Genomic DNA, 22761 nt, shown 5'->3' on the forward strand with positions numbered 1-22761 from the left:
ATGGCCGCTTCAGGATGACGTTTACAGTCTGATTGTTAATGAGTATGATTCTCATTCTTTTTGAGCGCTGGCCGCGGTGGCTGAGCCGAACGGAGGCGCTTCATTTCCCAAGGGAGTCATGCATGAAATCTCTGTTCCGTCCACGCAACGCCGCGCTTGCTCTGGCGATCGCCGCCGCTTTCGGCCTGACGGCCTGTCAGGCACCGGCGAAAAAAGCCGAGGCGCCCGCCACCGCCGCCGCCGCGAAGCCTGTCGCCTCTGCGGTGAAACAGCGCGAACTCGGCTTCGGCCTGTATGAGATGGCTTACGTGCCGGGCGCAAACGCGCTTTACGTTGCCAGCGCCGACGCCTTTAAGGATGTCAGCGGAGGCGTAATCTATCGGCTCGATCCCGCCACGCTGGAGACCACCGGCAAAGGCTACACCGATCTGAAAAACTTTGGCATGACCATGAACGAAGATGGCAGCCTGCTCTACGTGACCAACACGCTGGACGGCGGCGTCTCGAAGATCGATCCGGCAAAAGGCAAAGTGCTGGCGCGCACCCTGTTCAGCGAGCGCAATGAGAAGGGCTTCCCGTTCGGCGCGCGCGAGATTCTCCTGCATAACAACCAGCTCTATATCGGCGGCGTGGGCGATCCGGGCGTAATCTGGGTGGTAGACGCGCAGACCATGAAGCTGAAAGCGCGCATCAAGAACGCCGGCAAATGGGTCACCGGCATTATCTATTCGCCGGTCACGGATCGCATTTACGCCGCAAACGGCAGCGGCGAGATCCTGGTGATCAATCCGCGTAGCCATAAGATTGAGAAGCGTCTGACCCCAGGCGACGGCAAAGCCTATCTGCTGTTGAATATGGCGGAAGATCCGGCGACGGGGCGCCTGTTTGTCACCGACAATTCGAAAACGAAAACCACGCTGGTGTTCGACGAGCGCAGCGGCAGGGTGATCAAACGCATTGACGGCGACGCGCTGGGCATTAAATTCAACGCGACGCGCAACGAGATTTATATCAGCCAGCGTGAGTCACAAAAGGTGCTGCAGCTTGACGCTACCACCTATGCGGTGAAAAACAGCTGGTCGTTCGAGGGGCATCCTAACAGCCTGCTGGTCACGCCGGATGGGCAGACGCTCTATGTCACCATCAAGCAGGGCTTCAATAAAGATCACAGCAGCAAAGGGCCAGACAGCGTGGCGCGCATTCAGCTGAACTGACGCTAATAAAGGCGGCCACCGGCCGCCTTATTCATTTTTAAGCGCAATTTATCAGGCTAGTTGTTCGCCAGAAGTTAACAAATATTCTCTTGTTCTGCCTGCCTGAATAGATTCTATTATTAGCAGCGATGTTATATAAGCATAATTTTTTAGCGCGACAAGCTATGTCGATCTTAATGAGTAAAAACAGGGCGGCAGGTTAAGCTGGGGTATTTATTAATTTTAACAGAGTCTGTTTTTATAATTAATCTTACGCTATCTGAAAATTTCAGGCGCGATAGTTGAATGTTTCCTGAAAATGGATGTTTTTACTATTTTTTCCGGCAAATAGATGAGGTAGGGTATCGCGCCAATGGGGTTTATACTTCCGGAATTGCAGTGCTTTAAAATTAAATTTATTAGCAAGGTAAAAATAATGAGAACGCTAGAGCAATATGAACTTCGTGCGGTGAGTGGTGGTGCTGCGGCAACAGCCGACGAGGTCAACGCCTTTTTTGAAGGTATTGTCTGGGGCGCACTGGACGGATTGGCAACTGGCGTTACCGTCGGTGGAAGCGCCAGTCGTGACGCCGTGTTCGGTATCATCGCCCAGGGCGTCGGCGCAATATTAGGCGGTATCATTGGCCCTGTAGCGGGCGCGATTATGGGTGCGATGGTGGGGAGAGATGCGGTCGCCGCCTATGCGGCTGATATCCGGAAGCAATATTCCAGCTAGCGGAAAATATTGCGCCATATCCTCTTCATTAAAAATGGTTTAATGAAGTTTCTCTCAACAATTGTTTATTAATATAAGGAAATTGATGATGCGTGAATTATCTCTGATTGAAATGAATGCGGTTAGTGGCGGGCAATTCGTCTCTTCGCTGGGCGATGCAGTGGAAGGCGCCGTCTGGGGCCTTATTGAGGGCCTGGCGACAGGCGTGACCGTCGGCGGCAGCGCCAGCCGTAGCGCAGTGTTTGGCCCTGTCGCGCAAGGCGTCGGGGCTATTCTGGGCGGCGTGATCGGCCCGGTTGTCTGCGCCGTGATGGGCGCGCTGTGGGGTAAAGAGACCGTTGCCGCCTATGCCGCTGACTTCCGTCAGACTTATGGTACTAACGGCAGCACGGCGATCGTTTAATACCGGGCTTAAAGCGCTGACAGATGTATAGTCCATCAGTCTTATTATCTGTTCGTTTGATGAGCTGGATTTTTATTTAGGCTGTTAAGATAGCTGTCAGCGTGCGCATATAATAAATAAAATCCGTAACTTTCCGCGTTACGGATTTTTTATTTTTTGCAGGTTAGCCTGAAAGCCGTAGCCTGACCGCTACGGCTTATTCAGGCATATTACCGATACGCTGCTACTGCTCTACGCCCTGCACCAGCACCACGCGGTACTCCGCACCTTTCAGGCGATGCTGTTTCGCTTCCTGATATTCGGGGCTGTCATACCAGCCGTGCGCCGCTTCTACCGTCGGAAATTCCAGCACGACAACGCCGTCCGCTTCCGGCCCTTCCAGCGTTTCCAGCGCACCATAAAACGCCAGCGGCGTTATCGGGTGGTCACCGCGCGCTTTGCCTGCCTTTTCGCCGTAAATGGCGAACTCTTCAGGATTGGTAATTTTGTCGCGAATAAAGATGACATATGCGCTCATTGCGGGCTCCTTTACGCCTGACGTTTGTCTTCGGTTTGAGTGTCAAAATCGGATGCGTCGTGGCGCTCGTGCAGCTGGTCGGCCGGATCGCCCATCACGCGGTTCACTTTGCGTCCGCGGATCACCGCCGGGCGTTCGGCAATCTCCTGCGCCCAGCGCACCACGTTTTTGTAGGATTTCGCGTCGAGGAACTCGGTCGCGCCATACTGGTTGCTTAGCACCAGGCCGCCGAACCAGGGCCAGGTGGCGATATCGGCGATGGTGTAGGCGTCGCCGCCAAGGAAGCGGCTTTCCGCCAGACGGCGATCCAGCACGTCGAGCAGGCGCTTGGTCTCCAGCGTGTAGCGGTTAATGGCGTATTCGATTTTCTCCGGCGCGTAGTGGTAGAAGTGGCCGAAACCGCCGCCGACGAAGGGCGCGGCGCCCTGTAGCCAGAAGAGCCAGTTGAGGGCTTCGGTACGGCCCGCCGGATCGTCCGGCAGGAAGTGGCCGAACTTGTCCGCCAGATAGAGCAGGATACTGCCGGATTCAAAAACGCGCTGCGGCGGATTCACCGAATGGTCACTGAGCGCCGGGATCTTGGCGTTAGGGTTGATATCAACAAAGCCGCTGCCGAACTGATCGCCATCGCCGATACGGATCAGCCAGGCGTCATACTCCGCCTCTTTGACGCCGACCGCCAGCAGCTCCTCCAGCAGGATCGTCACTTTCTGCCCGTTGGGCGTGCCGAGCGAATAGAGCTGCAGCGGATGTTTGCCGACCGGCAGCGCTTTTTCATGGGTTGCGCCTGCGATGGGACGGTTGGTTTTTGCGCCGTTGCCTTTGGCTTCCGGATCCCATTTCCAGACTGTTGCGGGCTGATAACTGTTTTCCGACATAGTGTGGGTTCGCCTTGTTGATGAGAATGTGCCAGACGTCTCTGAGTGTAGCAGGGCGAATGATTGCGGTTTAACCCTGCTGGCGTTACCTAATCGACGTTCTCCTGGGTGTAGAGCATAAAATCGACGCGCCCATCCGCATAGGTAGCGAAATCGCCACCTTTTTCCAGCTTTTGCAACAGCAGGTTCAGCGCCAGCTGGGCGTGACGTTGGGTATTCTGGTCGAGCGTTAAGGTCAGCGTGCGCTGCTGTAGCAGGCGGCGTGTGGTGGCATAAAGCTCATGCGTAATGTAAACCACATCGCGCTCGCGGCGGTGGCGCGCCAGCGCTTCGGAAATCTCACTGTTGCCAAGGCCGGTATTGTAGATGCCGACAATCGACGGGGAGGTCACCAGCGCCTTCTCCAGCAGCTTGCTGATACGGGTACGATCCTCCAGACCAGCCAGCGCTTCGCGCAGCGCCAGGTGGGGAAAGCGCTGCTGCAGCACGTCGCGGAAGCCGTCGATGCGCTGGCGATGGGCGCGATAGTCGACGCGACCGCTGATCATCAGTACCTCGCCTGCGCGCGTCAGCATGCTGCCCATCATTAGCCCGGCAGTGCGCCCGGCCTGCAGCTGATTGATGCCCACGTGCAGCAGACGATCGGCGTCGGGCAGATCGGAAACCAGCGTGATCACCGGCACGCCGCGCGCTTTGCAGTCGCTGAGCGCCTGATAAATGGCGGGATGTTCATGCGCAAAGACCATCAGCCCGTCCATTTTGCGGCTGCTGGCGAGGATATGCGCCGCCAGTTTCTCCGGTGCGTTCTCGGCGATAAAGGTGCGCTGCAGGCGCAGCCGGCGATAGCCGAGCGCGTCCGCCAGCTGCTGAAAATCCTGCGCCAGCTGGCGAAAGAAAAAGGCGTCATTGCCGCTGAGGATCACTTCGATTTGCCACGGCTGGCGGTGCTCTTCCGGCAGGATACGGTTAAGCCCCGCCGTACGTGCCGCCTCCAGCACTCGTCGGGTCATCGCCGGCGACACGCCGCCGCGATCGTTAAGCACCCGGTCTACGGTTGCTACGCCAACGCCGGCGGCACGCGCCAGCTTACTGAGCGTCATTCGCTTCATGCTGAGTGGATTCCATCAATTTCCGCATTCAGCCAGCCTGCCAGAACGGGCTATTTTGACAAGGTCAGCTATCCCGAATTGTGAAGAGGAGATCGGAAATGTCCCCTGTAACTCAACGCGTTGCCCTGATTGGCAGCGGTTTTATCGGTCAGGTGCACGCGGCGAATCTGGCGGCGCATCCAGGCGCGCATCTGGCGCTGGTGTGCGACCTCGACGCGGCGCGCGCCGAGGCGCTGGCGCAGCGGTATGATGCGCGCGCAGGCCACTTCAGCGAGGCGCTTAACCGCGACGATATTGATATGGTGCTGATCGCCAGCTCGACGCCGACGCACGCCGATTTTCTGGCGCAGGCGGTAAACGCGGGTAAGGCGGTCTACTGCGAAAAGCCGATCGATCTGTCGCTGGCGAAGGCGCGTGCGGTAGTGGAGAGCCTTGCGCCGCTGAAGGTGCCGGTCACCGTCGGCTTTAACCGGCGCTTTGATCGCAGCCACCAGCAGCTGAAGCAGGCGCTTCAGCAGGGCACCATCGGTGCGCCGGAGCTGATTCAGATGGTGTGCCGCGCCTCTGAAATGCCACCTCTGGATTATCTGCGCGCGTCGGGCGGACAGATGCGCGATCAGGCCATTCACTTTTTCGATCTGCTGCGTTTTCTGACCGGCGACGAGGTTGAAACCGTCGGTGCGCTGGGTGCGGCGCTGGCACAGCCCGCGCTACGCGACTTCGGCGATGTCGACACCTCGGTGCTGATTATGCGGCTGACGCGCGGCGCGCTGGCGCAGCTCGATAATACCCGACGTACCGCTTACGGCTATGACGAGCGCATCAGCGTGGTGGGATCGCAAGGCATGCTGGCGTCGGAGCCGCAGGCAGTGCGCGGCGCGACGCTTTATCAGCAAAGCGGCATCACTCAGCCCGGGCTGTTCCCGGACTGGTTCAGCCGCGTGCGTGATACCTACTACGCTCAGCTTGACGCCTTCCTGCGCCATCTTGGCGGCGAAACGGTGGCGGAGCTGCCTGGCCTGATGGATGGCCTGCAGGCGCAGGCCATTGCCGAGGCGGCGTGCGAGTCGCTGACCAGCGGACGCTTCGTCCAGGTCGAGCGGCTGGCATAATCGCCTATCGGCTCAGCAGCTCGCGCTCGATCAGCTCGCGCGTCTCAACCGCCTGCGTCTTCATCTTCTCCGGATAGCCGAACAGGGCGGAGGCGATAATGGATTCGCCGCCCACTTTATAGGTGCGGTTGGCGAAGTCCATTTCGCGCAGCGTCTGGAACAGCGTATCGAAATCGACCTCGCCTTCGCCGACGCCGACGTGCTGGTGGATAGTCGCGTCTACGCCTGGCGGGTTAACGATATAGCGGCAGTGCTTGGTATGGTTCATGGTATCGGCGATCAGCACATGGGAAAGATCATCACCGGCATACTCCAGCATCGGTCGCACATCGCCCTTGCCGTTGTCGTAGAAAAAGGTGTGCGGCACGCTGTAGACATATTTCACGTTGTCGCTGCGGAACGACTTCACCATGTCGGCGGTTTCGTTGCTGTTTTCGCAAAAATCCCACGGATGCGACTGGATTTCGACGCGGATATTTTCGCGTTCGAAAATCGGCAGCAGCTCCTCCATGGAGCGGTAGAACATCTCTTCGCAAATCTCAGGCTCGTTGGGGTTGCCGGAGAGCTCGGTGTTGATCACCTGCACGCCCATCTCCACAGCAATCTCAATCATGCGCTTCCAGTTCTTTACCGCCGCCTGACGACGCAGCTCGTCCGGACCGGACCAGCGATAAACCACAATAAACGACGAGATCTCCACGCCGGTCGCATTCAGCGCGTTTTTATATTCGCGCATAATTTCGCGGCTGGCTTTCGGGTGCTTATAGAAAGGGTTGATCTGCGGATGAGGCGACTGCTCGATATAGCGGTATCCCCATTCAGCTACCTGATGCACCATGCGGGTAATGCCCATATCTCTGATTACATCCACGTCAAAAGCGATTTTCATTTTTATGACTCCTGGCTTTAGTTAGCGTTCTTCGTTGAATACCACGCCGATCTGCCGACGCGTCTCATCCATTGCGCGCAGCGTCAGCAGCGAGGTCGCCAGCGAGCGCACCGGCGAGTCTGTCAGGCTCTGACCAACGCACCAGGCAAAGTGGTCAATCTCATGGCTGAGCTGCTGATAGCGATTCGCCGGCTCTTCCCAGTGCAGCGTCTGGCGCTTATCGCTGGAGACGAGGCGAAAATTGCCCGGCGCATAGAACTGACCGTCAAGGTAGAGCGTGGCGTCGCGTCCCGCGATGACCGCGGTGCCCGGCGTGTTGCTGAATAGCGTGGTGTGCAGCACCGACTGCATGCCGCGCGCATGGGTAAAGAGCATTGAGGTCTGGCCGTTGACGCCGCCCGGCGCAGGTTCGCCCTGCGCGACGATACGTTCAGGCGCGCCGCCCACCAGGATGCTGAAAGCGATCAGATAGCTGCCGAGATCGAGCATCGGCCCGCCGGCAAGATCGGGGTTGAAAATGCGGTGATCCGGGGTAAAAAATTCGCCGTGATCGGCGATCAGGCTGTGTACGTCGCCCAGCGCGCCATCTGCCAGCAGCTGGCGGATGACGTCATATTTCGGCGCAAAGTCGCACCACATCGCCTCCATACAGAGCCGCTGCGCGCGCTGAGCCGCCTGCTGCAGCGCTTCGCCCTGCTGCGCGTTGAGCGCCAGCGGCTTTTCGATGAGCACATGTTTCCCTGCCTGCAGCGCGCGCAGGCCGTCAGGGAAATGGTGGTTATGCGGCGTAGCAATATAGATCGCGTCGACGTCATCGCGTGCCAGCAGGGCATCAATGCCACCGCACGCATGGGGAATCGACCATTTGTCGGCGAACGCCTGTGCCTTGTCATGGCTGCGCGATGAAACCGCGACCAGTTGCTGATGGGTGTGATGACACAGGGCACTGGCGAAGCGATCGGCGATCCAGCCGGGGCCGACAATACCCCAGCGCAGCACAGGGATGTGGTGCGCATCGGGCAGGCGCGGAGCAGGTAGGGTAGAGGGAAACATAACAACTCCATATTTTTTAGTCTGTTAATGGCCAGCTGCGGCGTGCCGCTGCCTCCGTCAGGCTTTCACTATAGAAAGCCTGAGGCTGCCCTCTCTAACCTTTTACTGATGGAATTCCATCAGCCTTACCGATGGCGGATCGAGGAGGATTTCTAGCAAATGTTTTTTCCGAATGAAAATCATTTAGGAATAAATGTTTCGTTATGCGAAGAGGATCAAATTTATGCGCGCGCTGTTTTATCAAAAGGTCAGGCAGGCGCGCTTGAGCGGTCAGGATAGCGAAAGCGCGAGGTCTCTTGCGGCCGCACGCGCCTGCCGACATCAAGCCGTTTTTCGTTACCCACGGCATCGATGCGGTTGAGCAGGCGGCGCAATCGCTGCGCGAACCGGTGCGGCGCAGAGTGATGCTAATGCGTCACGGGCCGCTGCAGGAAGGTGAACTGGCGCTTACCGACGGGAGCATCACCCTGATGCTGCGTGATAACATTGAGATAATGACCGCCGCGGTGCGGCTTTGCGCTGAGCGTCAGAACGAGCGCGACGGATCATTCTGCCCTTCGAGCTTATCATCGGAGAAAATATATAAATCAGTTAATTACTGATTTAAATGATAAATTTCCTTCATTTTGAGGATAAGAATTACTATGATCGCTATCAAAGAATAAAACTTCCACGGTTGTTTGATATGGAAAATATATTCGATACTCGCGGTAAATGTCCCTGCCTGGAGAGCTATCGTGACCATCCATATCGCCAACGCGCCCTGTAGCTGGGGCGTCGATAATCCCGATAACCCCTTTCTGCCGCCTTGGCAGACGGTGCTGCGCGAAGCGGCGCAGGCGGGTTACCGCAGTATAGAGCTGGGCCCGTGGCGCTATCTGCCTGGCGACCCTGACGTACTCAGCCGCGCCTTGAACCAGCACGGCCTCTCGATCGTCGCCGCCACGCTGTTTGACGACCTGGTCAGCGAAGCGCATTTCCCGTCGATGGTCGACCTGACGCGTAAGCTGTGCCACACCCTGTCCCGCATTCCCACCGCTGAAAAAAACCATGGCAACAACGCGCCCGCGCCTTATCTGGTCATCATTGACTTCGGCAACCCCGAGCGCGCCCGGCTGGCTGGCCAGTCTGAACGCGCGCCGCGCCTCGGGGCGGCTGACTGGCAGCGCCTGATGCGCCATATCACACAAATCAGCGAGATCGCCTGGCGCGACTACGGCGTACGGCCGGTGATCCATCCGCATGCCGGCGGCAGCATCGAGTTCGCCGACGAACTGGCGCAGCTGGTGCGGGATATTCCGCATGAGGTCGCCGGGCTCTGCCTCGATACGGGGCATCTTTACTATGCGGGCATGGATCCCATCGCCGCGCTGCGGCACTACTGGCATCGCATCGACTATCTCCATTTCAAAGACGTTAATGATGCGGTCTGGCGCGATGTGCTGGCGCGCGGCATCGATTTTTTTAGCGCCTGCGCCGAAGGGGTAATGTGCCCCATTGGGCAGGGGGCAATCGACTATCCGGCGGTACGCGCCTTTCTGGCTGAACAGGGCTACCAGGGCTGGATCACGCTGGAACAGGAGCGCGATCCGCGCCAGGCCAGCACCAGCCTGCGCGACGTCAGCGCCAGCCTGAATTATCTCAAATCCGTGGGTTTTTAAGGAGAAGGCGATGATTAACGGTACAAAAGCGGTAGATCGCGCCCTGCGCTGGGGCATGGTCGGCGGCGGCGGCACCAGCCAGATTGGCTATATTCACCGCTCGGCGGCGCTGCGCGACAACAATTTTCAACTGCTGGCGGGCGCCTTTGATATCGATACCGAGCGCGGCCGTGCCTTCGGCATCTCGCTGGGCGTCGCGGCCGACCGCTGCTATCCCGACTACGAGACGCTGTTTGCCGCCGAAGCGGCGCGCGAAGATGGCATCGAAGCGGTTTCCGTCGCCACGCCCAATAACACTCACTTTGCCATCTGCCGCGCGGCGCTCAACGCCGGGCTGCATGTGGTCTGTGAAAAGCCACTCTGCTTTACCAGTCGAGAGGCAGATGAGCTGGAACGGCTATGCGCGGAGAAAAACAAGCTGATCGGCGTGACCTACGGCTATGCCGGACATCAGCTGATTCAACAGGCGCGGGAGATGATCGCACAAGGGATGCTGGGCGAGATCCGCATCGTCAACATGCAGTTCGCTCACGGCTTTCACCATGAGGCGGTTGAGCTGCAAAATGCCAGCACGCGCTGGCGCGTCGATCCCCGCTTCGTCGGCCCCAGCTATGTGCTGGGCGATCTGGCAACCCACCCGCTGTTCCTTGCCGAGACCATGGCGCCGCAGCTAAAGGTCAAACGCCTGCTCTGCGCCCGGCAGAGCTTTGTCGCCACGCGCGCGCCGCTGGAAGATAATGCTTTTGTGATGATGGAGTATGATAACGGCGCGGTCGGCACGCTCTGGGCCTCGGCGGTCAACTGCGGGTCGATGCACGGCCAGAAAATCCGTATCGTCGGCGCGAAGGCGAGTCTGGAGTGGTGGGACGAACAGCCCAACCAGCTGCGCTACGAAGTGCAGGGCGAGCCGGTGCGCATTCTTGAGCGCGGTATGCCTTACCTGGCACCGCGCGCGCTGGAAGAGGATCGCATCGGCGGCGGCCATAGCGAAGGGCTGTTCGACGCCTGGTCGAATCTCTATCGCCGCTTCGCGCAGGCCTTCGCCGCCAGCGATCGTGGCGACGCCGCCTTCCTGAAAAGCTTCTGGTATCCCGACGTTCATGCCGGGCTGGCGGGCGTGCGCTGGGTGGAACAGTGCGTCAAGTCGGCGGAGGCGGGCGCAGTCTGGATCGAGTGTTAGCCATGCGGAACGTTGAGATAAGTGAAGAAGGGCACAAAAGCAAAAACCCAGCCATAAGGCTGGGTTCTCTAATTTGTGGTGCCCGAACCCGGAATCGAACCAGGGACACGGGGATTTTCAATCCCCTGCTCTACCGACTGAGCTATTCGGGCAACGGGGCGCATTAAACCGTAATGGCCGCTTCGCGTCAACGCCTTTCCAGTAAAAAAGCGGGAAAACGTGACTGATTGCCTGCTTTTCAGGCAGAAGCGGCAAAAACCTAGGCCAGCGCGCCGTTAGCGCGGCACAGCGCGATGCGCAGCACATCTTCTGCCAGACGTTTGGCTGTCGCCACGTCCTGCACGTTACGCTTCACCAGCAGCTTGCTGAGGCAGCCCTCCAGAATCAGCTCCAGCTGGTCCGCCACCATCGTTGGATTATCCAGCCCCAGCTCCACCAGAATGCTGTGCGTGAAGTGCCAGGAGGCCTGTTTCTGCTGTTCGGCAATCTGATGCACCGGCTGATCCGGCTGCGGATAAAAGCTGCAGGCGGCGATAAACAGACAGCCGGGGAAGCGGCCTTTCTGCACCTGTTCGCTCAGCACATGATAGCGCGCCAGCAGTTTCTGCTCGCCGTCAAGCTGCTCGCTGAGCAAAACCTGACGCCGCCAGGTGTCGATCTGCTGCCCGTGATAGCGCAGCGCATCGTAAAGCATCGCGTCGCTGTCGGGCCAGAGCGCTTCCAGCTGGGTCAGCGTCATGTCGCTGCTAGCCGCCAGCTGCGGCAGTAATGACGTCGTCGCCGCCAGTCCATTTTTTTCGAGCACGTTCAACGCATGCTCGAGTACCTGTTCACGCTGCAAATGACGTCTCCTCTCTTTACGCATCCGCCTGAGGCGGGGGATTCCAGTGTCGTTCAACGCGCCCGATTCTGCAAATGCGCGCGGAAATCCTCTGCGTTGAGGAAGCCCGTCACGCGCGAGCCGGGAATTTCGCGGCCCTGCGCATCGAAAAACAGAATGGTCGGCAGGCCGAGCACCTGAAGATGCTGCAGCAGCGCGTTATCCGTGGCGTTATTCGCGGTGACGTTCGCCTGCAACAGCTGGTAACGACCGAGCGCCTCACGCACGCCTGGATCGCTAAAGGTATATTTTTCGAACTCTTTGCAGGCGACGCACCAGTCGGCGTAAAGGTCGACCATGGTGACGCGGCCGTTGGCCTGCCGCAGCGCCTCGTCCAGCTGCGGCGCGGAGGCGATATGCTGGAAGGGAAGCTGCGCTGCGGTCTGCGCCGCGGCGGGCGTCCCCCAGACCCACTCCTGCAAGGGGCGCGCGCTGATCAGCGCCGCCGCCAGCATCGCTATCTGCACCAGTCGCCATCTGCCGCCCTGGCCGCGCAGGCTGCTGCAAAAAGCCCAGGCGAAACAGGCGACGCCTAGCGCGCTCCAGAGCCGCACTCCCCACACATCGCCCAGTACGCGCTCCAGCAAAAATACCGGCAGCGCCAGGATCACGAAGCCGAAACCCTGCTTGACTGTCTGCATCCACGGCCCGCTTTTCGGCAGCAGGCGGTTGCCGAACAACGTGACCACGATCAGCGGCAGGCCCATGCCCATGGCGTAGAGCCACAGCGTGCCGGCGCCTGCCCAGAGATTTCCGCTCTGGGCAATATAAAGCAGAATGGCGCTGAGCGGCGCGGTGGTGCAGGGCGAGCAGATTAGCCCCGCCAGCGCGCCCATCAGGAAAACGCCGGGCAGCGATCCGCCCTGCTGGCGGTTGCTCCATAACGTCAGCCGCGTCTGGACGCTGGCGGGAAGCTGCAGCTGGAACAGGCCAAACATCGACAGCGCCAGCAGAATAAAGATCAGCGACAAGCCGATCAGCACATAAGGATGCTGCAGCGCCGCCTGAAAGCGCAGGCCAGCCGCCGCGACCACCACGCCCAGCAGCGTATAGGTGAGCGCCATGCCCAGCACGTAAATTAAGGCAAGGCTAAACAGCCGCAGCAGGGAGCCGCTGCGCTGGCCGCCGAGAATAATGCCGGCGATGAGCGGATACATTGGCAGCACGCAGGGGGTAAAGGCGACGCCGATGCCGATCAGCAGCGCCCAGAGCGGCGAGAAGGGCAGCGGCGCGGCTGGCGCGGGCGAGACGCTGGGCGCTGGCAATGTCGCACCTGCGGCCACCGGCGTCAGCGGAATGGTGCGCGTCTCGGGCGGATAGCAGAAGCCCGCCGCCGCGCAGCCCTGCCAGGTCACGCTGAGGCTGGCGCCGCTGGCGGCCTGGCGCAGCTGCACCGGCACCTGAAGATCCTGCGAATAGATTTCGCTTTTGCCGTAGAACTCATCCTCATGCGGCTGTCCTGGCGGCAGCGTCACCGGCGCGATCTGCGCCTGCTGCGCGCTGACATGAATCTGCTGACGGTAAAGGTAATAGCCCTCTTTGACCTTCCAGCTGAGCGTCAGCTGCCGGCCCTGCTGGCTAAAATCGAAAGCAAACGCCTGGTCCACAGGGACAAAGCGGCTGCTGGCGTTAGGGGAGAAAATCGACGCCTGGGTCGGCAGCGCGATAAACAGCGCCAGCGCAAAGGCGATCAGGCAAGAGATGCGTGCAGCCATGACAAATATTCACTGTCTCCATGTTGAACCGGTAGCGCCAGCAGTTCGGGCACCTCAAAGGGATGTTCGCGCTTCAGCAGATCCATCAGCGCCTGCTGGTGCGTTGTACTGCTTTTTAACAGCAGCTGAACTTCGCTGGCCTGCTCCAGCGTGCCCTGCCAGACGTAAAGCGACGTGGCGCCGGGCAGCAGCGTGACGCAGGCGACGAGCTTCGCCTCCAGCGCCAGGGCGGCGAGCCTTTGCGCGCAGGCTTCATCTGGCGCGGTACAAAGAATGACAACGGCGTTCATCGCGTTGCTCCTCCTGTTGCGGAAAGCGTGGATAATAGCACGCTCGCCGCACCTCAGGTTTTACCGGTTGTAACCGCGCTACAGCACCAGGCCGCCGATCAAAAAGCCGAACAGTACTGACAGCGCAATCGCCAGCACCCCCGGCACGATAAAGGCGTGGTTAAAGACATATTTGCCGATGCGCGTCGAGCCGGTGTCGTCCATTTCCACCGCTGCCAGCAGCGTCGGATAGGTCGGCAGCACGAACAGCGCGGAAACGGCGGCGAAGGAGGCGATGGCGGTATGGGGCGATACGCCCAGCAGCAGCGCGGCGGGCATTAGCGCCTTGGCGGTGGCGGCCTGCGAATAGAGCAGCATCGAGGCGAAAAAGAGCGCCACCGCCAGCAGCCACGGCGCCTGCTGCAGCAAGTCGCCCGCCAGCTGCTGGATCTCGCCGATGTGCGCTTTGACAAAGGTATCGCCGAGCCAGGCGACGCCCATCACGCAGACGCAGGCGCTCATGCCCGACTTGAAGGTGCTGGCGCTGAGGATGGCGCTGGTGTCGATTTTACAGCTCAGCGAGATCAGCGTGGCGATGGTCAGCATAAACACCACGATCGCCTCGTTGCGCGGCAGCGGCGGATCGGCAATCAGGCCGACGCCGTCGCTGATGGCGGTAGCGTAGAGCACCACGGCGATGATGCCGACCAGAAACAGCAGCACTGACCGTCTGGCGCCGGGCTTCTCTTCATAGCGGCTCGCCCCGCGCAGCTTCACCTCGCCTTTGGCGAGGCGCGCCTGATAGACCTCGTCTTCATGCAGCTCTTTGCCGAGGAAGTTGGTGACCAGCGCGGCGAGAAACAGGCCGATCATCGTCGAGGGGATGGCGATCGCCAGCAGGGCGATATAGCCGACGCCGCGCGGCTCCAGCAGCGAGGCGAAGAACACCACCGCGGCGGAGAGCGGCGAGGCGGTAATGGCGATCTGCGAGGCGACCACGGCGATAGAGAGCGGGCGCGACGGGCGCACGCCTTGCTCTTTCGCCACTTCGGCAATGACCGGCAGCGTCGAGAAGGCGGTATGGCCGGTGCCCGCCAGCAGCGTCATCATATAGGTTACCAGCGGCGCCAGCAGCGTAACGTAGCGCGGATGGCGACGCAGCAGTCGTTCCGCCAGGCTGACCAGATAATCCATGCCGCCCGCGACCTGCATCGCGGCGATGGCGGCGATCACCGCCATAATAATTTCAATCACGTCAAAGGGGATGGCGCCGGGCTTCAGCCCGCAGATCAGCGTCAGCGCCAGCACGCCCAGCCCGCCCGCGAATCCGATACCGATACCGCCCAGACGCGCGCCCAACCAGATCGCCAGCAGGACGATCGCTAATTCAACGACGATCATTCGTCACCTCATAAGAGTGAGAAAAAGAGCCGGTTATGTACCAAATAAAAAGGCGCGCCGTGTTGATCGCAGCGCGCCTTTTTTATCATTGTGAAAATTGACCTACTGTTCGTTTTCGTCGGTGTAGCGACGCGCCTTATAGACCGGGTACATCAGGTTCTGCACCGAGAAGATATCGTCCAGCTCGCTTTCGGTCAGCAGGCCGCGCTCCAGCACCACCTCGCGCACGCTTTTACCGGTCTCCGCGCAAATCTTGCCGACGATGTCGCCGTTGTGATGGCCAATGTACGGGTTAAGGTAGGTGACGATGCCGATAGAGTTGAAGACATAGGCTTCGCACACCGCTTTATTGGCGGTGATGCCGTTAACGCATTTTTCCAGCAGGTTGTAGCAGGCGTTGGTCAGGATGCTGATCGACTCGAACAGCGCCTGGCCGATCACCGGCTCCATCACGTTGAGCTGCAGCTGACCCGCCTCCGCCGCCATGGTTAAGGTGGTGTCGTTGCCAATCACCTTGAAGCAGACCTGGTTCACCACTTCCGGCACCACCGGATTGACCTTGGCAGGCATAATTGAAGAGCCTGCCTGCAGTTCCGGCAGATTGATCTCGTTGAGGCCCGCGCGCGGGCCGGAAGAGAGCAGGCGCAGGTCATTGCAGATTTTCGACAGCTTGACCGCCAGACGCTTCAGCGACGAGTGCACCATCACGTAGGCGCCGCAGTCGGAGGTCGCTTCGATCAGATCTTCCGCTGGTACCACCGGCAGGTTGCTCACCTCGGCGAGACGCTGAACCGCCAGCTGCTGATAGCCGTCCGGCGTGTTGAGGCGCGTGCCGATCGCCGTGGCGCCCAGATTCACCTCCAGCAGCAGCTCGGCGGTGCGCAGAATGCTGCGCGTCTCTTCGTTCAGCAGCACGTGAAACGCATGGAACTCCTGGCCGAGCGTCATCGGCACCGCGTCCTGCAGCTGGGTGCGGCCCATCTTGAGAATGGTCTCAAACTCGGCCGCCTTGCGCTCAAAGCCTTCGCCCAGCTCTTTGATCGCGTCCAGCAGCTTCAGGATTGAGCTGTAGACCGCAATGCGAAAGCCGGTGGGATAGGCGTCGTTGGTGGACTGGCATTTATTGACGTGATCGTTCGGGTTGAGGAACTGGTATTCGCCTTTTTGATGGCCCATCAGCTCCAGCCCAATATTGGCCAGCACTTCGTTGGTGTTCATATTGACCGAGGTGCCCGCGCCGCCCTGATAGACGTCGACCGGAAACTGATCCATGCATTTGCCGTTGTTCAGCACCTCGTCGCAGGCCTGAATTATGGTGTTGGCGATATTGCGCGGAATGGTTTGCAGCTCTTTATTGGCGAGCGCGGCGGCTTTTTTCACCATTACCATACCGCGGACGAATTCGGGGATATCGCTGATTTTACTGTTGCTGATACGGAAATTTTCAATCGCACGCAGAGTATGAACGCCGTAGTAGGCATCGGCGGGGACTTCACGCATGCCTAGCAGGTCTTCTTCGATACGAATGTTGTTCGCCATGATAACCTTCTTGTTATTGGCCGCTTGCGCTGGCGCCATCCATCACAGGTGATGTGTTAATTTGTCGTGGAAAGCCGGAGCCGACAGTGTATCCGCCTCGTCCCCGGCGCGCACGATCATATGCTGTCGCCGGGCTAAAGCGCGAGCCTGGTTACGTGTCCCTGCATCAATTATCGCTGCAATAACCGCGATATGTGAGATGACGCACAAATTTAACTCCACTGTAAATATTTGAAAACAGCGGTTGAATTAGCGTTGCGGCAGGCCCATCTCATGGCTATGCCATCTGATAGGGCATTTTCCGCTGCCTGCCTGCCTGACGCAGAGCAGCCCGACTAAAAGGAGAATACGGTGCGCTGGTTACCGTTAATCATTATTTTTGCGCTCGCCTGGATTGAGATCACCCTGTTTATTCAGGTGGCACACGCGCTGGGCGTATTGCTGACCATGCTGCTGGTGATCTTCACCTCGGCGATCGGCGTGTCGCTGGTGAAAAACCAGGGCATGAAAAACTTTATGCTGATGCAGGAGAAGCTGGCGCGTAACGAGAGCCCAGCTGAAGAGATGATTAAAAGCGTATCGCTGATCATCGCGGGTTTTCTGCTGCTGCTGCCTGGCTTCTTTACCGACTTCCTCGGCCTGCTGCTGCTGCTGCCGCCGGTGCAAAAACACCTGACCCTGAAGCTGATGCCGCACCTGCGCGTCTGGCGCGGGCCAGGCGCTGGCCCGGACAGCGGATTTACCGTAGACGGCGAGTATGAACGCAAGGATAGCGATCGCATCGGCCATGACGATCGCCGGAATCGTTAAGCGCGGCGCAGAAAAAAGCGTGACCTGAGGGTCGCGCTTTTTTTATGGGCCAGGGGTGAAGCGGCCCTTCGCGCAAAAAATGGGCAGTTGTCATCGTCAGGTAAAAAAATTGTCCTGGTGCCCTTGAAAGCCATTTTAGCCGCCCCTATCTCTTGCACCACGAGGCCGGAAGCCCTGCAGCCCGGCGTTCAACCCAAAAACTGAATGATTGGACTTCTCAAAGGAGAGCTATCTAATGAAAATTCGTCCGTTGCACGATCGCGTTATCGTCAAGCGTAAAGAAGTTGAAGCTAAATCTGCTGGCGGCATCGTTCTGACCGGCTCTGCAGCAGGCAAATCAACCCGTGGCGAAGTTCTGGCCGTGGGCAATGGTCGCATCCTGGAAAATGGTGAAGTGAAGCCGCTGGACGTTAAAGTTGGCGATCTGGTGATCTTTAGCGAAGGCTACGGCGCGAAAACCGAAAAGATCGACAACGAAGAAGTGCTGATCATCTCTGAAAGCGACATTCTGGCGATTGTTGAAGCGTAATTACGCGGAACTCACTGAACGAAACGAATTTAAGGGACAATTGAAATGGCAGCTAAAGACGTAAAATTCGGTAATGACGCTCGCGTAAAAATGCTGCGCGGCGTGAACGTACTGGCAGATGCAGTAAAAGTTACCCTGGGCCCGAAAGGCCGTAACGTGGTTCTGGATAAATCTTTTGGTGCACCGACCATCACTAAAGATGGCGTGTCCGTAGCGCGTGAGATCGAACTGGAAGACAAGTTCGAAAACATGGGCGCGCAGATGGTGAAAGAAGTTGCCTCTAAAGCGAACGACGCAGCAGGCGACGGTACCACCACTGCAACCGTACTGGCTCAGTCAATCATCACCGAAGGCCTGAAAGCCGTGGCTGCGGGTATGAACCCGATGGATCTGAAGCGCGGTATCGACCAGGCCGTTGTCGCCGCGGTTGAGCAGCTGAAAGCGCTGTCTGTGCCTTGCTCAGACTCTAAAGCTATCGCTCAGGTCGGCACCATTTCCGCTAACTCCGATGAGAGCGTCGGCACCCTGATCGCCCAGGCGATGGAAAAAGTGGGTAAAGAAGGCGTGATCACCGTTGAAGAAGGCACCGGTCTGCAGGACGAGCTGGACGTGGTTGAAGGTATGCAGTTTGACCGCGGCTACCTCTCTCCGTACTTCATCAACAAGCCGGAAACCGGCGCAGTTGAACTGGAATCACCGTTCATCCTGCTGGCTGACAAGAAAATCTCCAACATCCGCGAAATGCTGCCGGTGCTGGAAGCCGTTGCTAAAGCTGGCAAACCGCTGCTGATCGTCGCTGAAGATGTTGAAGGCGAAGCACTGGCAACGCTGGTGGTCAACACCATGCGCGGCATCGTGAAAGTAGCTGCGGTGAAAGCGCCGGGCTTCGGCGACCGTCGTAAAGCGATGCTGCAGGATATCGCTATCCTGACTGGCGGTACCGTTATCTCTGAAGAGATCGGTATGGAGCTGGAAAAAGCGGCGCTGGAAGATCTGGGCCAGGCAAAACGCGTTGTTATCAACAAAGACACCACCACCATCATCGACGGTGTGGGTGAAGAGGCGACGATTCAGGGCCGCGTAACCCAGATTCGTCAGCAGATCGAAGAAGCGACCTCTGACTACGACAAAGAAAAACTGCAGGAGCGCGTAGCGAAACTGGCAGGCGGCGTCGCCGTTCTGAAAGTCGGCGCAGCCACTGAAGTTGAAATGAAAGAGAAGAAAGCCCGCGTTGAAGATGCCCTGCACGCCACCCGTGCTGCGGTAGAAGAAGGCGTGGTAGCAGGCGGCGGCGTAGCGCTGGTTCGCGTTGCAGCACAGCTGGCCGATCTGCGTGGTCAGAACGAAGATCAGAACGTCGGTATTAAAGTTGCGCTGCGCGCAATGGAAGCGCCGCTGCGTCAGATCGTTTCTAACGCCGGCGAAGAGCCGTCTGTTGTCGCTAACAACGTGAAAGCGGGCGACGGCAACTACGGTTACAACGCGCAGACTGAAGAATACGGCAACATGATTGACTTCGGTATCCTGGACCCAACCAAAGTGACCCGTTCTGCGCTGCAGTACGCGGCCTCTGTTGCTGGTCTGATGATCACCACCGAGTGCATGGTGACCGACCTGCCGAAAAGCGACGCGCCTGATTTAGGTGCTGGCGCAGGCGGCATGGGTGGCATGGGCGGTATGGGCGGCATGATGTAATTGCCCTGACGCTTTTGCTCTCTGAAAAACCCCCGATCGGAAACGGTCGGGGGTTTTTCTTTTGCAGATGAAAAGGGTATAAGTAAGGGCGCAAACCTTCGGCTTTGCGGGCTCAGGGCAATGAATGTTCAGAAAAAAGAGATACTTTTCTGCTACGCTGCCGCCCGATACTGATGATAATAAATGGGGATTACAATGCGGATTAACCTCTTGCTCGGACTGGCGGTCGGTACCTTGTTGCTGGCGGGATGTAGCAGCTCTCATCAGCTGAGCGCTGGCGGCGAACGTGTCACCTTCACCGATCAACAACCGGGCAGCGACTGTCAGCTTCTGGGTAATGTCACCGGTTCACAGAGTAACTGGCTAAGCGGTTCCGGCGGCGAGGGCAGCTCGCTGCGCGGCGCAGCCAACGATCTGCGCAACCGCGCGGCGGAAATGGGCGGCAATGTGATTTACGGTGCCACCAGCCCGACGCAAAACATGTGGTCCGCTTTCGCGCCTCTGGACAGCAAAATGAACGGGCAGGTTTATAAGTGCCCGGCAAAAGCTTAATCGAGTTTGCCATGCGGTAGACAACGGCCGGTTTTTGCCGGCCGTTAGTTTTTGGGGCGAGAGGTTGGCCGCTATTCCTGACGCAGCTGCAGGTCGAGTGGCGTTTTGCTCGGCTCGCCGCCAATTTCTCGCGCCAGCTTCGGCACCATATAGCCGGACACCTGCGTCAGCAGCGCGCGTACCAGCGCGCGCGCCTCTTCATCGGAAACGTAAAAGTGCGCTGCGCCCTGCACCTTATCCAGAACGTGCAGGTAGTAGGGCAGAATGCCCGCATCGAACAGCGCGTTGCTGAGTCTGGCGAGCGCCTGAGCGTCGTTGTTGACGCCGCGCAGCAGCACGCTCTGGTTAAGCAGGGTTACGCCGGCCCGCTTCAGCTGCTGCATCGCGGCGACCAGCGAGGCGTCGATCTCCTGCGCATGGTTGATATGGGTCACCATCAATACCTGCAGGCGCGTTTCCGCCAGCATCCGACACAGCCCGTCCGTAATGCGCGCCGGAATCACCACCGGCAGGCGGCTGTGGATACGCAGTCGTTTGAGGTGGGGGATCTGCGCCAGCGCCTCAATCAGCCACGCCAGTTCATGATCTTTCGCCATGAGCGGATCGCCGCCGGAGAAGATGATTTCGTCCAGTTCAGGATGGGCGGCGATATAGTCGATAGCCGTTTGCCAGCTGCGCTTATTGCCAGGGTTATCCTGATAGGGAAAGTGTCGGCGGAAGCAGTAGCGGCAGTTAACCGCACAGCCGCCTTTGACCAGCAGGAGCGCGCGATTTCTGTATTTATGCAATAAGCCCGGCACGACGCTGCTCTGCTCGTCGAGCGGGTCGGCGCTGTAGCCAGGAGCCTGGACAAACTCCTCGCGCTGAGTAAGCACCTGCAGCAGCAGAGGATCCTGCGCATCCCCAGGCGTCATGCGCGCGATAAAGGCGCGTGGCACGCGCAGCGCGAAAAGCTGACGGGCATCGCGACCAGCGGCCAGTTCCGCATGGTGTTCAAGGCCTAAAAGTCGCAGTAATTCATCAGGTTCGGTGACAACATCAGCAAGTTGCTGCAACCAATCTTCTCTGGAAGGGGTTTTTAGGGTTACAATGTGTGCCATTTTTTTGGCTATTACCAGTTCAATATTTACAGAGGGCCTTTATGGCGACTTATCTTAGCAACGATTTTCGTTCCGGTCTTAAAATCATGTTCGAAGGCGAACCTTACGCCATCGAATCCAGCGAGTTTGTTAAGCCAGGTAAAGGCCAGGCATTCGCACGCGTTAAAATGCGTCGTCTGCTGACCGGCACGCGCGTTGAGAAAACCTTCAAGTCTACCGATTCGGCTGAAGGCGCGGACGTTATTGATATGACGCTGCAGTACTCTTACAACGACGGCGACTTCTTCTACTTTATGCATCCGGAAACCTTCGAACAGTACCAGGTTGAGTCGAAAGTGCTGGAAGACGTGCAGAAGTGGCTGCAGGACAACGCAGAGTGTATCGTTACTCTGTGGAACAACAAAGCCATCGCCGTTCAGGCGCCGAACTTTATCGAAGCGGAAGTGATTGAGACCGACCCGGGCCTGAAGGGCGATACCGCTGGTACCGGCGGCAAGCCTGCTAAACTGGCGACCGGCGCCGTGGTTAAAGTGCCGCTGTTCGTTCAGATTGGCGAAGTGGTTAAAGTGGACACCCGCTCTGGCGAATACGTTTCACGCGTAAAATAAGTGCGAAGGCGCATCCTGAGATGCGCCTTTTTCATCTCAGCGCGCCTGCAAGACTTTTCATGGCCGCGACGAAGATGATATCCACCCTGCGGCGCCACTCCGTGCGCGGCAAAGCGTTCCGCCCAATAACCTTTTTTCGGTGTGCTTCAGTACGTTTAGCCATAAGCGGGCTATGCTTAAAGCGCTGTACTTGACTGCAACCACAAAAAGGATATTGCCATGTTAAAGAAAAGTATTGTTGCGATTTTCTCAGTGCTGGTGCTCTCTTCTCTGCTGTCCGCCTGTAATACCACGCGTGGTGTCGGCGAAGACGTAGAAGCGGGCGGCCAGGCTATTCAGCGTACCGCGCAGTAATATCTTCAAGCCGGTACGATCCTGTCGTACCGGTTATTTCTGCTTAACCCAAATCAGATCCTCGACCGGGAAACCGGCCTGCCGCGCCTGTTCCACCAGCTTCTGCTTCACGCCCTCATGCAGCTGCGGCGTGCGCGAGAGAATCCATAAATAGTGACGATTCGGACCGCACACCAGCGCATAGCGGTAATCTTTGTCCAGCGCGATAACGTTATAGCCGCCGTAGAAGGGGCCGAAGAAAGAGACTTTTAGCGCGGCGCGCTGCGGGTCGCCGGTAAAGTACGCCTTGCCTACGCTCTCCTGCCATTTCTGCTTCTGCGGTTTGTAGCCGCGGTTGATCACCTTAAGGCCGCCGTCGTCGCGCGGGCTGTAGGTCGCCGTGACCTGTTCCAGTCCGCGCTCGAAGCGGTGATCGAGTCGCGCGATCTCATACCAGGTGCCAAGATAGCGCTGGCTGTCGAACCCTTCGACGACGGTAACGTTTTTCGGCGGCGTGGTAGAGCAGGCTACTGACAGCATTGAGCCCAGGCCTGCGATGAAGGTTTTCCATGGGGACATAAGCGATTCCTTTGTGGTTG

The 22761-nt window shown here is 58.5% G+C and carries 25 protein-coding genes and 1 tRNA gene; 13 read left to right on the plus strand and 13 right to left on the minus strand.

Annotation, left to right across the window (positions count from 1 at the left end; translation table 11 throughout):
- Positions 1 to 122: 122 nt before the first annotated feature.
- From Q9R34_RS13360 to Q9R34_RS13370, 3 genes are all read left to right on the plus strand, one after another.
- A complete protein-coding gene (locus Q9R34_RS13360) occupies positions 123 to 1214 on the plus strand; it encodes a YncE family protein (protein ID WP_485894307.1) in 1092 nt (363 codons plus the stop codon).
- 352 nt (positions 1215 to 1566) lie between these two features.
- A complete protein-coding gene (locus tag Q9R34_RS13365) occupies positions 1567 to 1929 on the plus strand; it encodes a DUF5862 family protein (RefSeq protein ID WP_434124232.1) in 363 nt (120 codons plus the stop codon).
- A gap of 88 nt (positions 1930 to 2017) precedes the next feature.
- Positions 2018 to 2332: a DUF5862 family protein gene (locus Q9R34_RS13370; RefSeq protein ID WP_485894310.1), complete on the plus strand. Its 315-nt coding sequence runs from the start codon at positions 2018 to 2020 to the stop codon at positions 2330 to 2332.
- A 223-nt stretch (positions 2333 to 2555) separates the two neighbouring features.
- On the opposite strand, the gene Q9R34_RS13375 is transcribed toward Q9R34_RS13370, so the two are convergent.
- From Q9R34_RS13375 to Q9R34_RS13385, 3 genes are all read right to left on the minus strand, one after another.
- The gene (locus Q9R34_RS13375) at positions 2556 to 2849 is read right to left on the minus strand and encodes a DUF1330 domain-containing protein (RefSeq protein ID WP_033793244.1); all 294 of its coding nucleotides are present in this window, start codon (positions 2847 to 2849) and stop codon (positions 2556 to 2558) included.
- 11 nt (positions 2850 to 2860) lie between these two features.
- Positions 2861 to 3727: a glutathione-dependent disulfide-bond oxidoreductase gene (yghU, locus tag Q9R34_RS13380; protein WP_485894313.1), complete on the minus strand. Its 867-nt coding sequence runs from the start codon at positions 3725 to 3727 to the stop codon at positions 2861 to 2863.
- An 89-nt stretch (positions 3728 to 3816) separates the two neighbouring features.
- A complete protein-coding gene (locus Q9R34_RS13385) occupies positions 3817 to 4836 on the minus strand; it encodes a LacI family DNA-binding transcriptional regulator (protein WP_434124236.1) in 1020 nt (339 codons plus the stop codon).
- Positions 4837 to 4934: 98 nt separating this feature from the next.
- On the opposite strand from Q9R34_RS13385, the gene Q9R34_RS13390 reads away from it, so the two are divergent.
- Positions 4935 to 5948 carry a Gfo/Idh/MocA family oxidoreductase gene (locus Q9R34_RS13390; RefSeq protein WP_485894316.1) on the plus strand — a complete coding sequence of 338 codons (1014 nt, stop codon included), beginning with the start codon at positions 4935 to 4937 and terminating at the stop codon, positions 5946 to 5948.
- 4 nt (positions 5949 to 5952) lie between these two features.
- Here the strand turns inward: Q9R34_RS13390 and Q9R34_RS13395 are convergent, their stop codons facing one another.
- Entirely contained in the window at positions 5953 to 6837 is an 885-nt protein-coding gene (locus tag Q9R34_RS13395; protein ID WP_485894318.1) for a sugar phosphate isomerase/epimerase family protein, read from the minus strand.
- 21 nt (positions 6838 to 6858) lie between these two features.
- Positions 6859 to 7890, minus strand: coding sequence for a Gfo/Idh/MocA family protein (locus tag Q9R34_RS13400; RefSeq protein WP_485894320.1), 1032 nt, complete (start codon positions 7888 to 7890; stop codon positions 6859 to 6861).
- Positions 7891 to 8186: 296 nt separating this feature from the next.
- Here Q9R34_RS13400 and Q9R34_RS13405 point away from each other — a divergent pair, with 296 nt between their 5' ends.
- The 3 genes from Q9R34_RS13405 (at position 8187) to Q9R34_RS13415 (ending at position 10731) form a co-directional block, all read left to right on the plus strand.
- Positions 8187 to 8492, plus strand: coding sequence for a hypothetical protein (locus tag Q9R34_RS13405; protein WP_485894322.1), 306 nt, complete (start codon positions 8187 to 8189; stop codon positions 8490 to 8492).
- 135 nt (positions 8493 to 8627) lie between these two features.
- Entirely contained in the window at positions 8628 to 9551 is a 924-nt protein-coding gene (locus Q9R34_RS13410) for a TIM barrel protein (RefSeq protein ID WP_485894324.1), read from the plus strand.
- A 10-nt stretch (positions 9552 to 9561) separates the two neighbouring features.
- A complete protein-coding gene (locus tag Q9R34_RS13415; RefSeq protein WP_485894325.1) occupies positions 9562 to 10731 on the plus strand; it encodes a Gfo/Idh/MocA family protein in 1170 nt (389 codons plus the stop codon).
- Positions 10732 to 10807: 76 nt separating this feature from the next.
- Here the strand turns inward: Q9R34_RS13415 and Q9R34_RS13420 are convergent.
- From Q9R34_RS13420 to aspA, 6 genes are all read right to left on the minus strand, one after another.
- Positions 10808 to 10883: transfer RNA gene (locus Q9R34_RS13420), tRNA-Phe, on the minus strand.
- A 107-nt stretch (positions 10884 to 10990) separates the two neighbouring features.
- Positions 10991 to 11572 carry a division control transcriptional repressor DicD gene (gene dicD / locus Q9R34_RS13425; RefSeq protein WP_434124244.1) on the minus strand — a complete coding sequence of 194 codons (582 nt, stop codon included), beginning with the start codon at positions 11570 to 11572 and terminating at the stop codon, positions 10991 to 10993.
- A gap of 53 nt (positions 11573 to 11625) precedes the next feature.
- Positions 11626 to 13326 carry a protein-disulfide reductase DsbD gene (locus Q9R34_RS13430; RefSeq protein WP_434124245.1) on the minus strand — a complete coding sequence of 567 codons (1701 nt, stop codon included), beginning with the start codon at positions 13324 to 13326 and terminating at the stop codon, positions 11626 to 11628.
- Complete coding sequence (gene cutA / locus Q9R34_RS13435) at positions 13302 to 13616, minus strand: divalent cation tolerance protein CutA (RefSeq protein WP_485894328.1); 315 nt, start codon at positions 13614 to 13616, stop codon at positions 13302 to 13304. Before cutA ends, Q9R34_RS13430 begins: the two co-directional genes overlap by 25 nt.
- Before the next feature lie 78 nt (positions 13617 to 13694).
- Positions 13695 to 14996 (minus strand): anaerobic C4-dicarboxylate transporter, encoded by a 1302-nt coding sequence (locus Q9R34_RS13440; protein WP_485894330.1) that lies wholly within the window; start codon positions 14994 to 14996, stop codon positions 13695 to 13697.
- A gap of 102 nt (positions 14997 to 15098) precedes the next feature.
- Positions 15099 to 16535, minus strand: coding sequence for an aspartate ammonia-lyase (gene aspA, locus Q9R34_RS13445; protein ID WP_033793295.1), 1437 nt, complete (start codon positions 16533 to 16535; stop codon positions 15099 to 15101).
- A 351-nt stretch (positions 16536 to 16886) separates the two neighbouring features.
- Between aspA and Q9R34_RS13450 the strand changes: the two genes are divergently transcribed.
- From Q9R34_RS13450 to Q9R34_RS13465, 4 genes are all read left to right on the plus strand, one after another.
- Positions 16887 to 17345 (plus strand): FxsA family protein, encoded by a 459-nt coding sequence (locus Q9R34_RS13450; RefSeq protein ID WP_485894332.1) that lies wholly within the window; start codon positions 16887 to 16889, stop codon positions 17343 to 17345.
- A gap of 235 nt (positions 17346 to 17580) precedes the next feature.
- Positions 17581 to 17874 carry a co-chaperone GroES gene (locus Q9R34_RS13455; protein ID WP_033749242.1) on the plus strand — a complete coding sequence of 98 codons (294 nt, stop codon included), beginning with the start codon at positions 17581 to 17583 and terminating at the stop codon, positions 17872 to 17874.
- A 45-nt stretch (positions 17875 to 17919) separates the two neighbouring features.
- The gene (gene groL / locus Q9R34_RS13460) at positions 17920 to 19569 is read left to right on the plus strand and encodes a chaperonin GroEL (protein WP_103793737.1); all 1650 of its coding nucleotides are present in this window, start codon (positions 17920 to 17922) and stop codon (positions 19567 to 19569) included.
- Positions 19570 to 19764: 195 nt separating this feature from the next.
- Positions 19765 to 20121 (plus strand): DUF4156 domain-containing protein, encoded by a 357-nt coding sequence (locus Q9R34_RS13465; RefSeq protein WP_485894335.1) that lies wholly within the window; start codon positions 19765 to 19767, stop codon positions 20119 to 20121.
- Positions 20122 to 20192: 71 nt separating this feature from the next.
- On the opposite strand, the gene epmB is transcribed toward Q9R34_RS13465, so the two are convergent.
- The gene (gene epmB / locus Q9R34_RS13470; RefSeq protein WP_485894336.1) at positions 20193 to 21221 is read right to left on the minus strand and encodes an EF-P beta-lysylation protein EpmB; all 1029 of its coding nucleotides are present in this window, start codon (positions 21219 to 21221) and stop codon (positions 20193 to 20195) included.
- 41 nt (positions 21222 to 21262) lie between these two features.
- Between epmB and efp the strand changes: the two genes are divergently transcribed.
- Together efp and Q9R34_RS13480 are read left to right on the plus strand one after the other, a co-directional pair.
- Complete coding sequence (efp, locus tag Q9R34_RS13475) at positions 21263 to 21829, plus strand: elongation factor P (protein ID WP_033793280.1); 567 nt, start codon at positions 21263 to 21265, stop codon at positions 21827 to 21829.
- Positions 21830 to 22048: 219 nt separating this feature from the next.
- Entirely contained in the window at positions 22049 to 22183 is a 135-nt protein-coding gene (locus tag Q9R34_RS13480) for an entericidin A/B family lipoprotein (protein ID WP_033749247.1), read from the plus strand.
- A 33-nt stretch (positions 22184 to 22216) separates the two neighbouring features.
- Here the strand turns inward: Q9R34_RS13480 and Q9R34_RS13485 are convergent, their stop codons facing one another.
- The gene (locus Q9R34_RS13485) at positions 22217 to 22741 is read right to left on the minus strand and encodes a lipocalin family protein (protein WP_485894339.1); all 525 of its coding nucleotides are present in this window, start codon (positions 22739 to 22741) and stop codon (positions 22217 to 22219) included.
- Positions 22742 to 22761: the final 20 nt, after the last annotated feature.

Origin of the sequence: Enterobacter sp. BRE11, assembly GCF_031844285.1 — a bacterium.
Classification (GTDB): Bacteria; Pseudomonadota; Gammaproteobacteria; order Enterobacterales; family Enterobacteriaceae; genus Pantoea.

Excerpts from the sequence above, each read along its gene's own strand:
- Q9R34_RS13360 (WP_485894307.1), top strand. The coding sequence starts at position 123 with ATGAAATCTCTGTTCCGTCCACGCAACGCCGCGCTTGCTCTGGCGATC.
- Q9R34_RS13365 (WP_434124232.1), top strand. The coding sequence starts at position 1,567 with ATGGGGTTTATACTTCCGGAATTGCAGTGCTTTAAAATTAAATTTATT.
- Q9R34_RS13370 (WP_485894310.1), top strand. The coding sequence starts at position 2,018 with ATGCGTGAATTATCTCTGATTGAAATGAATGCGGTTAGTGGCGGGCAA.
- Q9R34_RS13375 (WP_033793244.1), bottom strand. The coding sequence starts at position 2,849 with ATGAGCGCATATGTCATCTTTATTCGCGACAAAATTACCAATCCTGAA.
- yghU (WP_485894313.1), bottom strand. The coding sequence starts at position 3,727 with ATGTCGGAAAACAGTTATCAGCCCGCAACAGTCTGGAAATGGGATCCG.
- Q9R34_RS13385 (WP_434124236.1), bottom strand. The coding sequence starts at position 4,836 with ATGAAGCGAATGACGCTCAGTAAGCTGGCGCGTGCCGCCGGCGTTGGC.
- Q9R34_RS13390 (WP_485894316.1), top strand. The coding sequence starts at position 4,935 with ATGTCCCCTGTAACTCAACGCGTTGCCCTGATTGGCAGCGGTTTTATC.
- Q9R34_RS13395 (WP_485894318.1), bottom strand. The coding sequence starts at position 6,837 with ATGAAAATCGCTTTTGACGTGGATGTAATCAGAGATATGGGCATTACC.
- Q9R34_RS13400 (WP_485894320.1), bottom strand. The coding sequence starts at position 7,890 with ATGTTTCCCTCTACCCTACCTGCTCCGCGCCTGCCCGATGCGCACCAC.
- Q9R34_RS13415 (WP_485894325.1), top strand. The coding sequence starts at position 9,562 with ATGATTAACGGTACAAAAGCGGTAGATCGCGCCCTGCGCTGGGGCATG.
- Q9R34_RS13430 (WP_434124245.1), bottom strand. The coding sequence starts at position 13,326 with ATGGCTGCACGCATCTCTTGCCTGATCGCCTTTGCGCTGGCGCTGTTT.
- cutA (WP_485894328.1), bottom strand. The coding sequence starts at position 13,616 with ATGAACGCCGTTGTCATTCTTTGTACCGCGCCAGATGAAGCCTGCGCG.
- Q9R34_RS13440 (WP_485894330.1), bottom strand. The coding sequence starts at position 14,996 with ATGATCGTCGTTGAATTAGCGATCGTCCTGCTGGCGATCTGGTTGGGC.
- aspA (WP_033793295.1), bottom strand. The coding sequence starts at position 16,535 with ATGGCGAACAACATTCGTATCGAAGAAGACCTGCTAGGCATGCGTGAA.
- Q9R34_RS13455 (WP_033749242.1), top strand. The coding sequence starts at position 17,581 with ATGAAAATTCGTCCGTTGCACGATCGCGTTATCGTCAAGCGTAAAGAA.
- groL (WP_103793737.1), top strand. The coding sequence starts at position 17,920 with ATGGCAGCTAAAGACGTAAAATTCGGTAATGACGCTCGCGTAAAAATG.
- Q9R34_RS13465 (WP_485894335.1), top strand. The coding sequence starts at position 19,765 with ATGCGGATTAACCTCTTGCTCGGACTGGCGGTCGGTACCTTGTTGCTG.
- epmB (WP_485894336.1), bottom strand. The coding sequence starts at position 21,221 with ATGGCACACATTGTAACCCTAAAAACCCCTTCCAGAGAAGATTGGTTG.
- efp (WP_033793280.1), top strand. The coding sequence starts at position 21,263 with ATGGCGACTTATCTTAGCAACGATTTTCGTTCCGGTCTTAAAATCATG.
- Q9R34_RS13480 (WP_033749247.1), top strand. The coding sequence starts at position 22,049 with ATGTTAAAGAAAAGTATTGTTGCGATTTTCTCAGTGCTGGTGCTCTCT.
- Q9R34_RS13485 (WP_485894339.1), bottom strand. The coding sequence starts at position 22,741 with ATGTCCCCATGGAAAACCTTCATCGCAGGCCTGGGCTCAATGCTGTCA.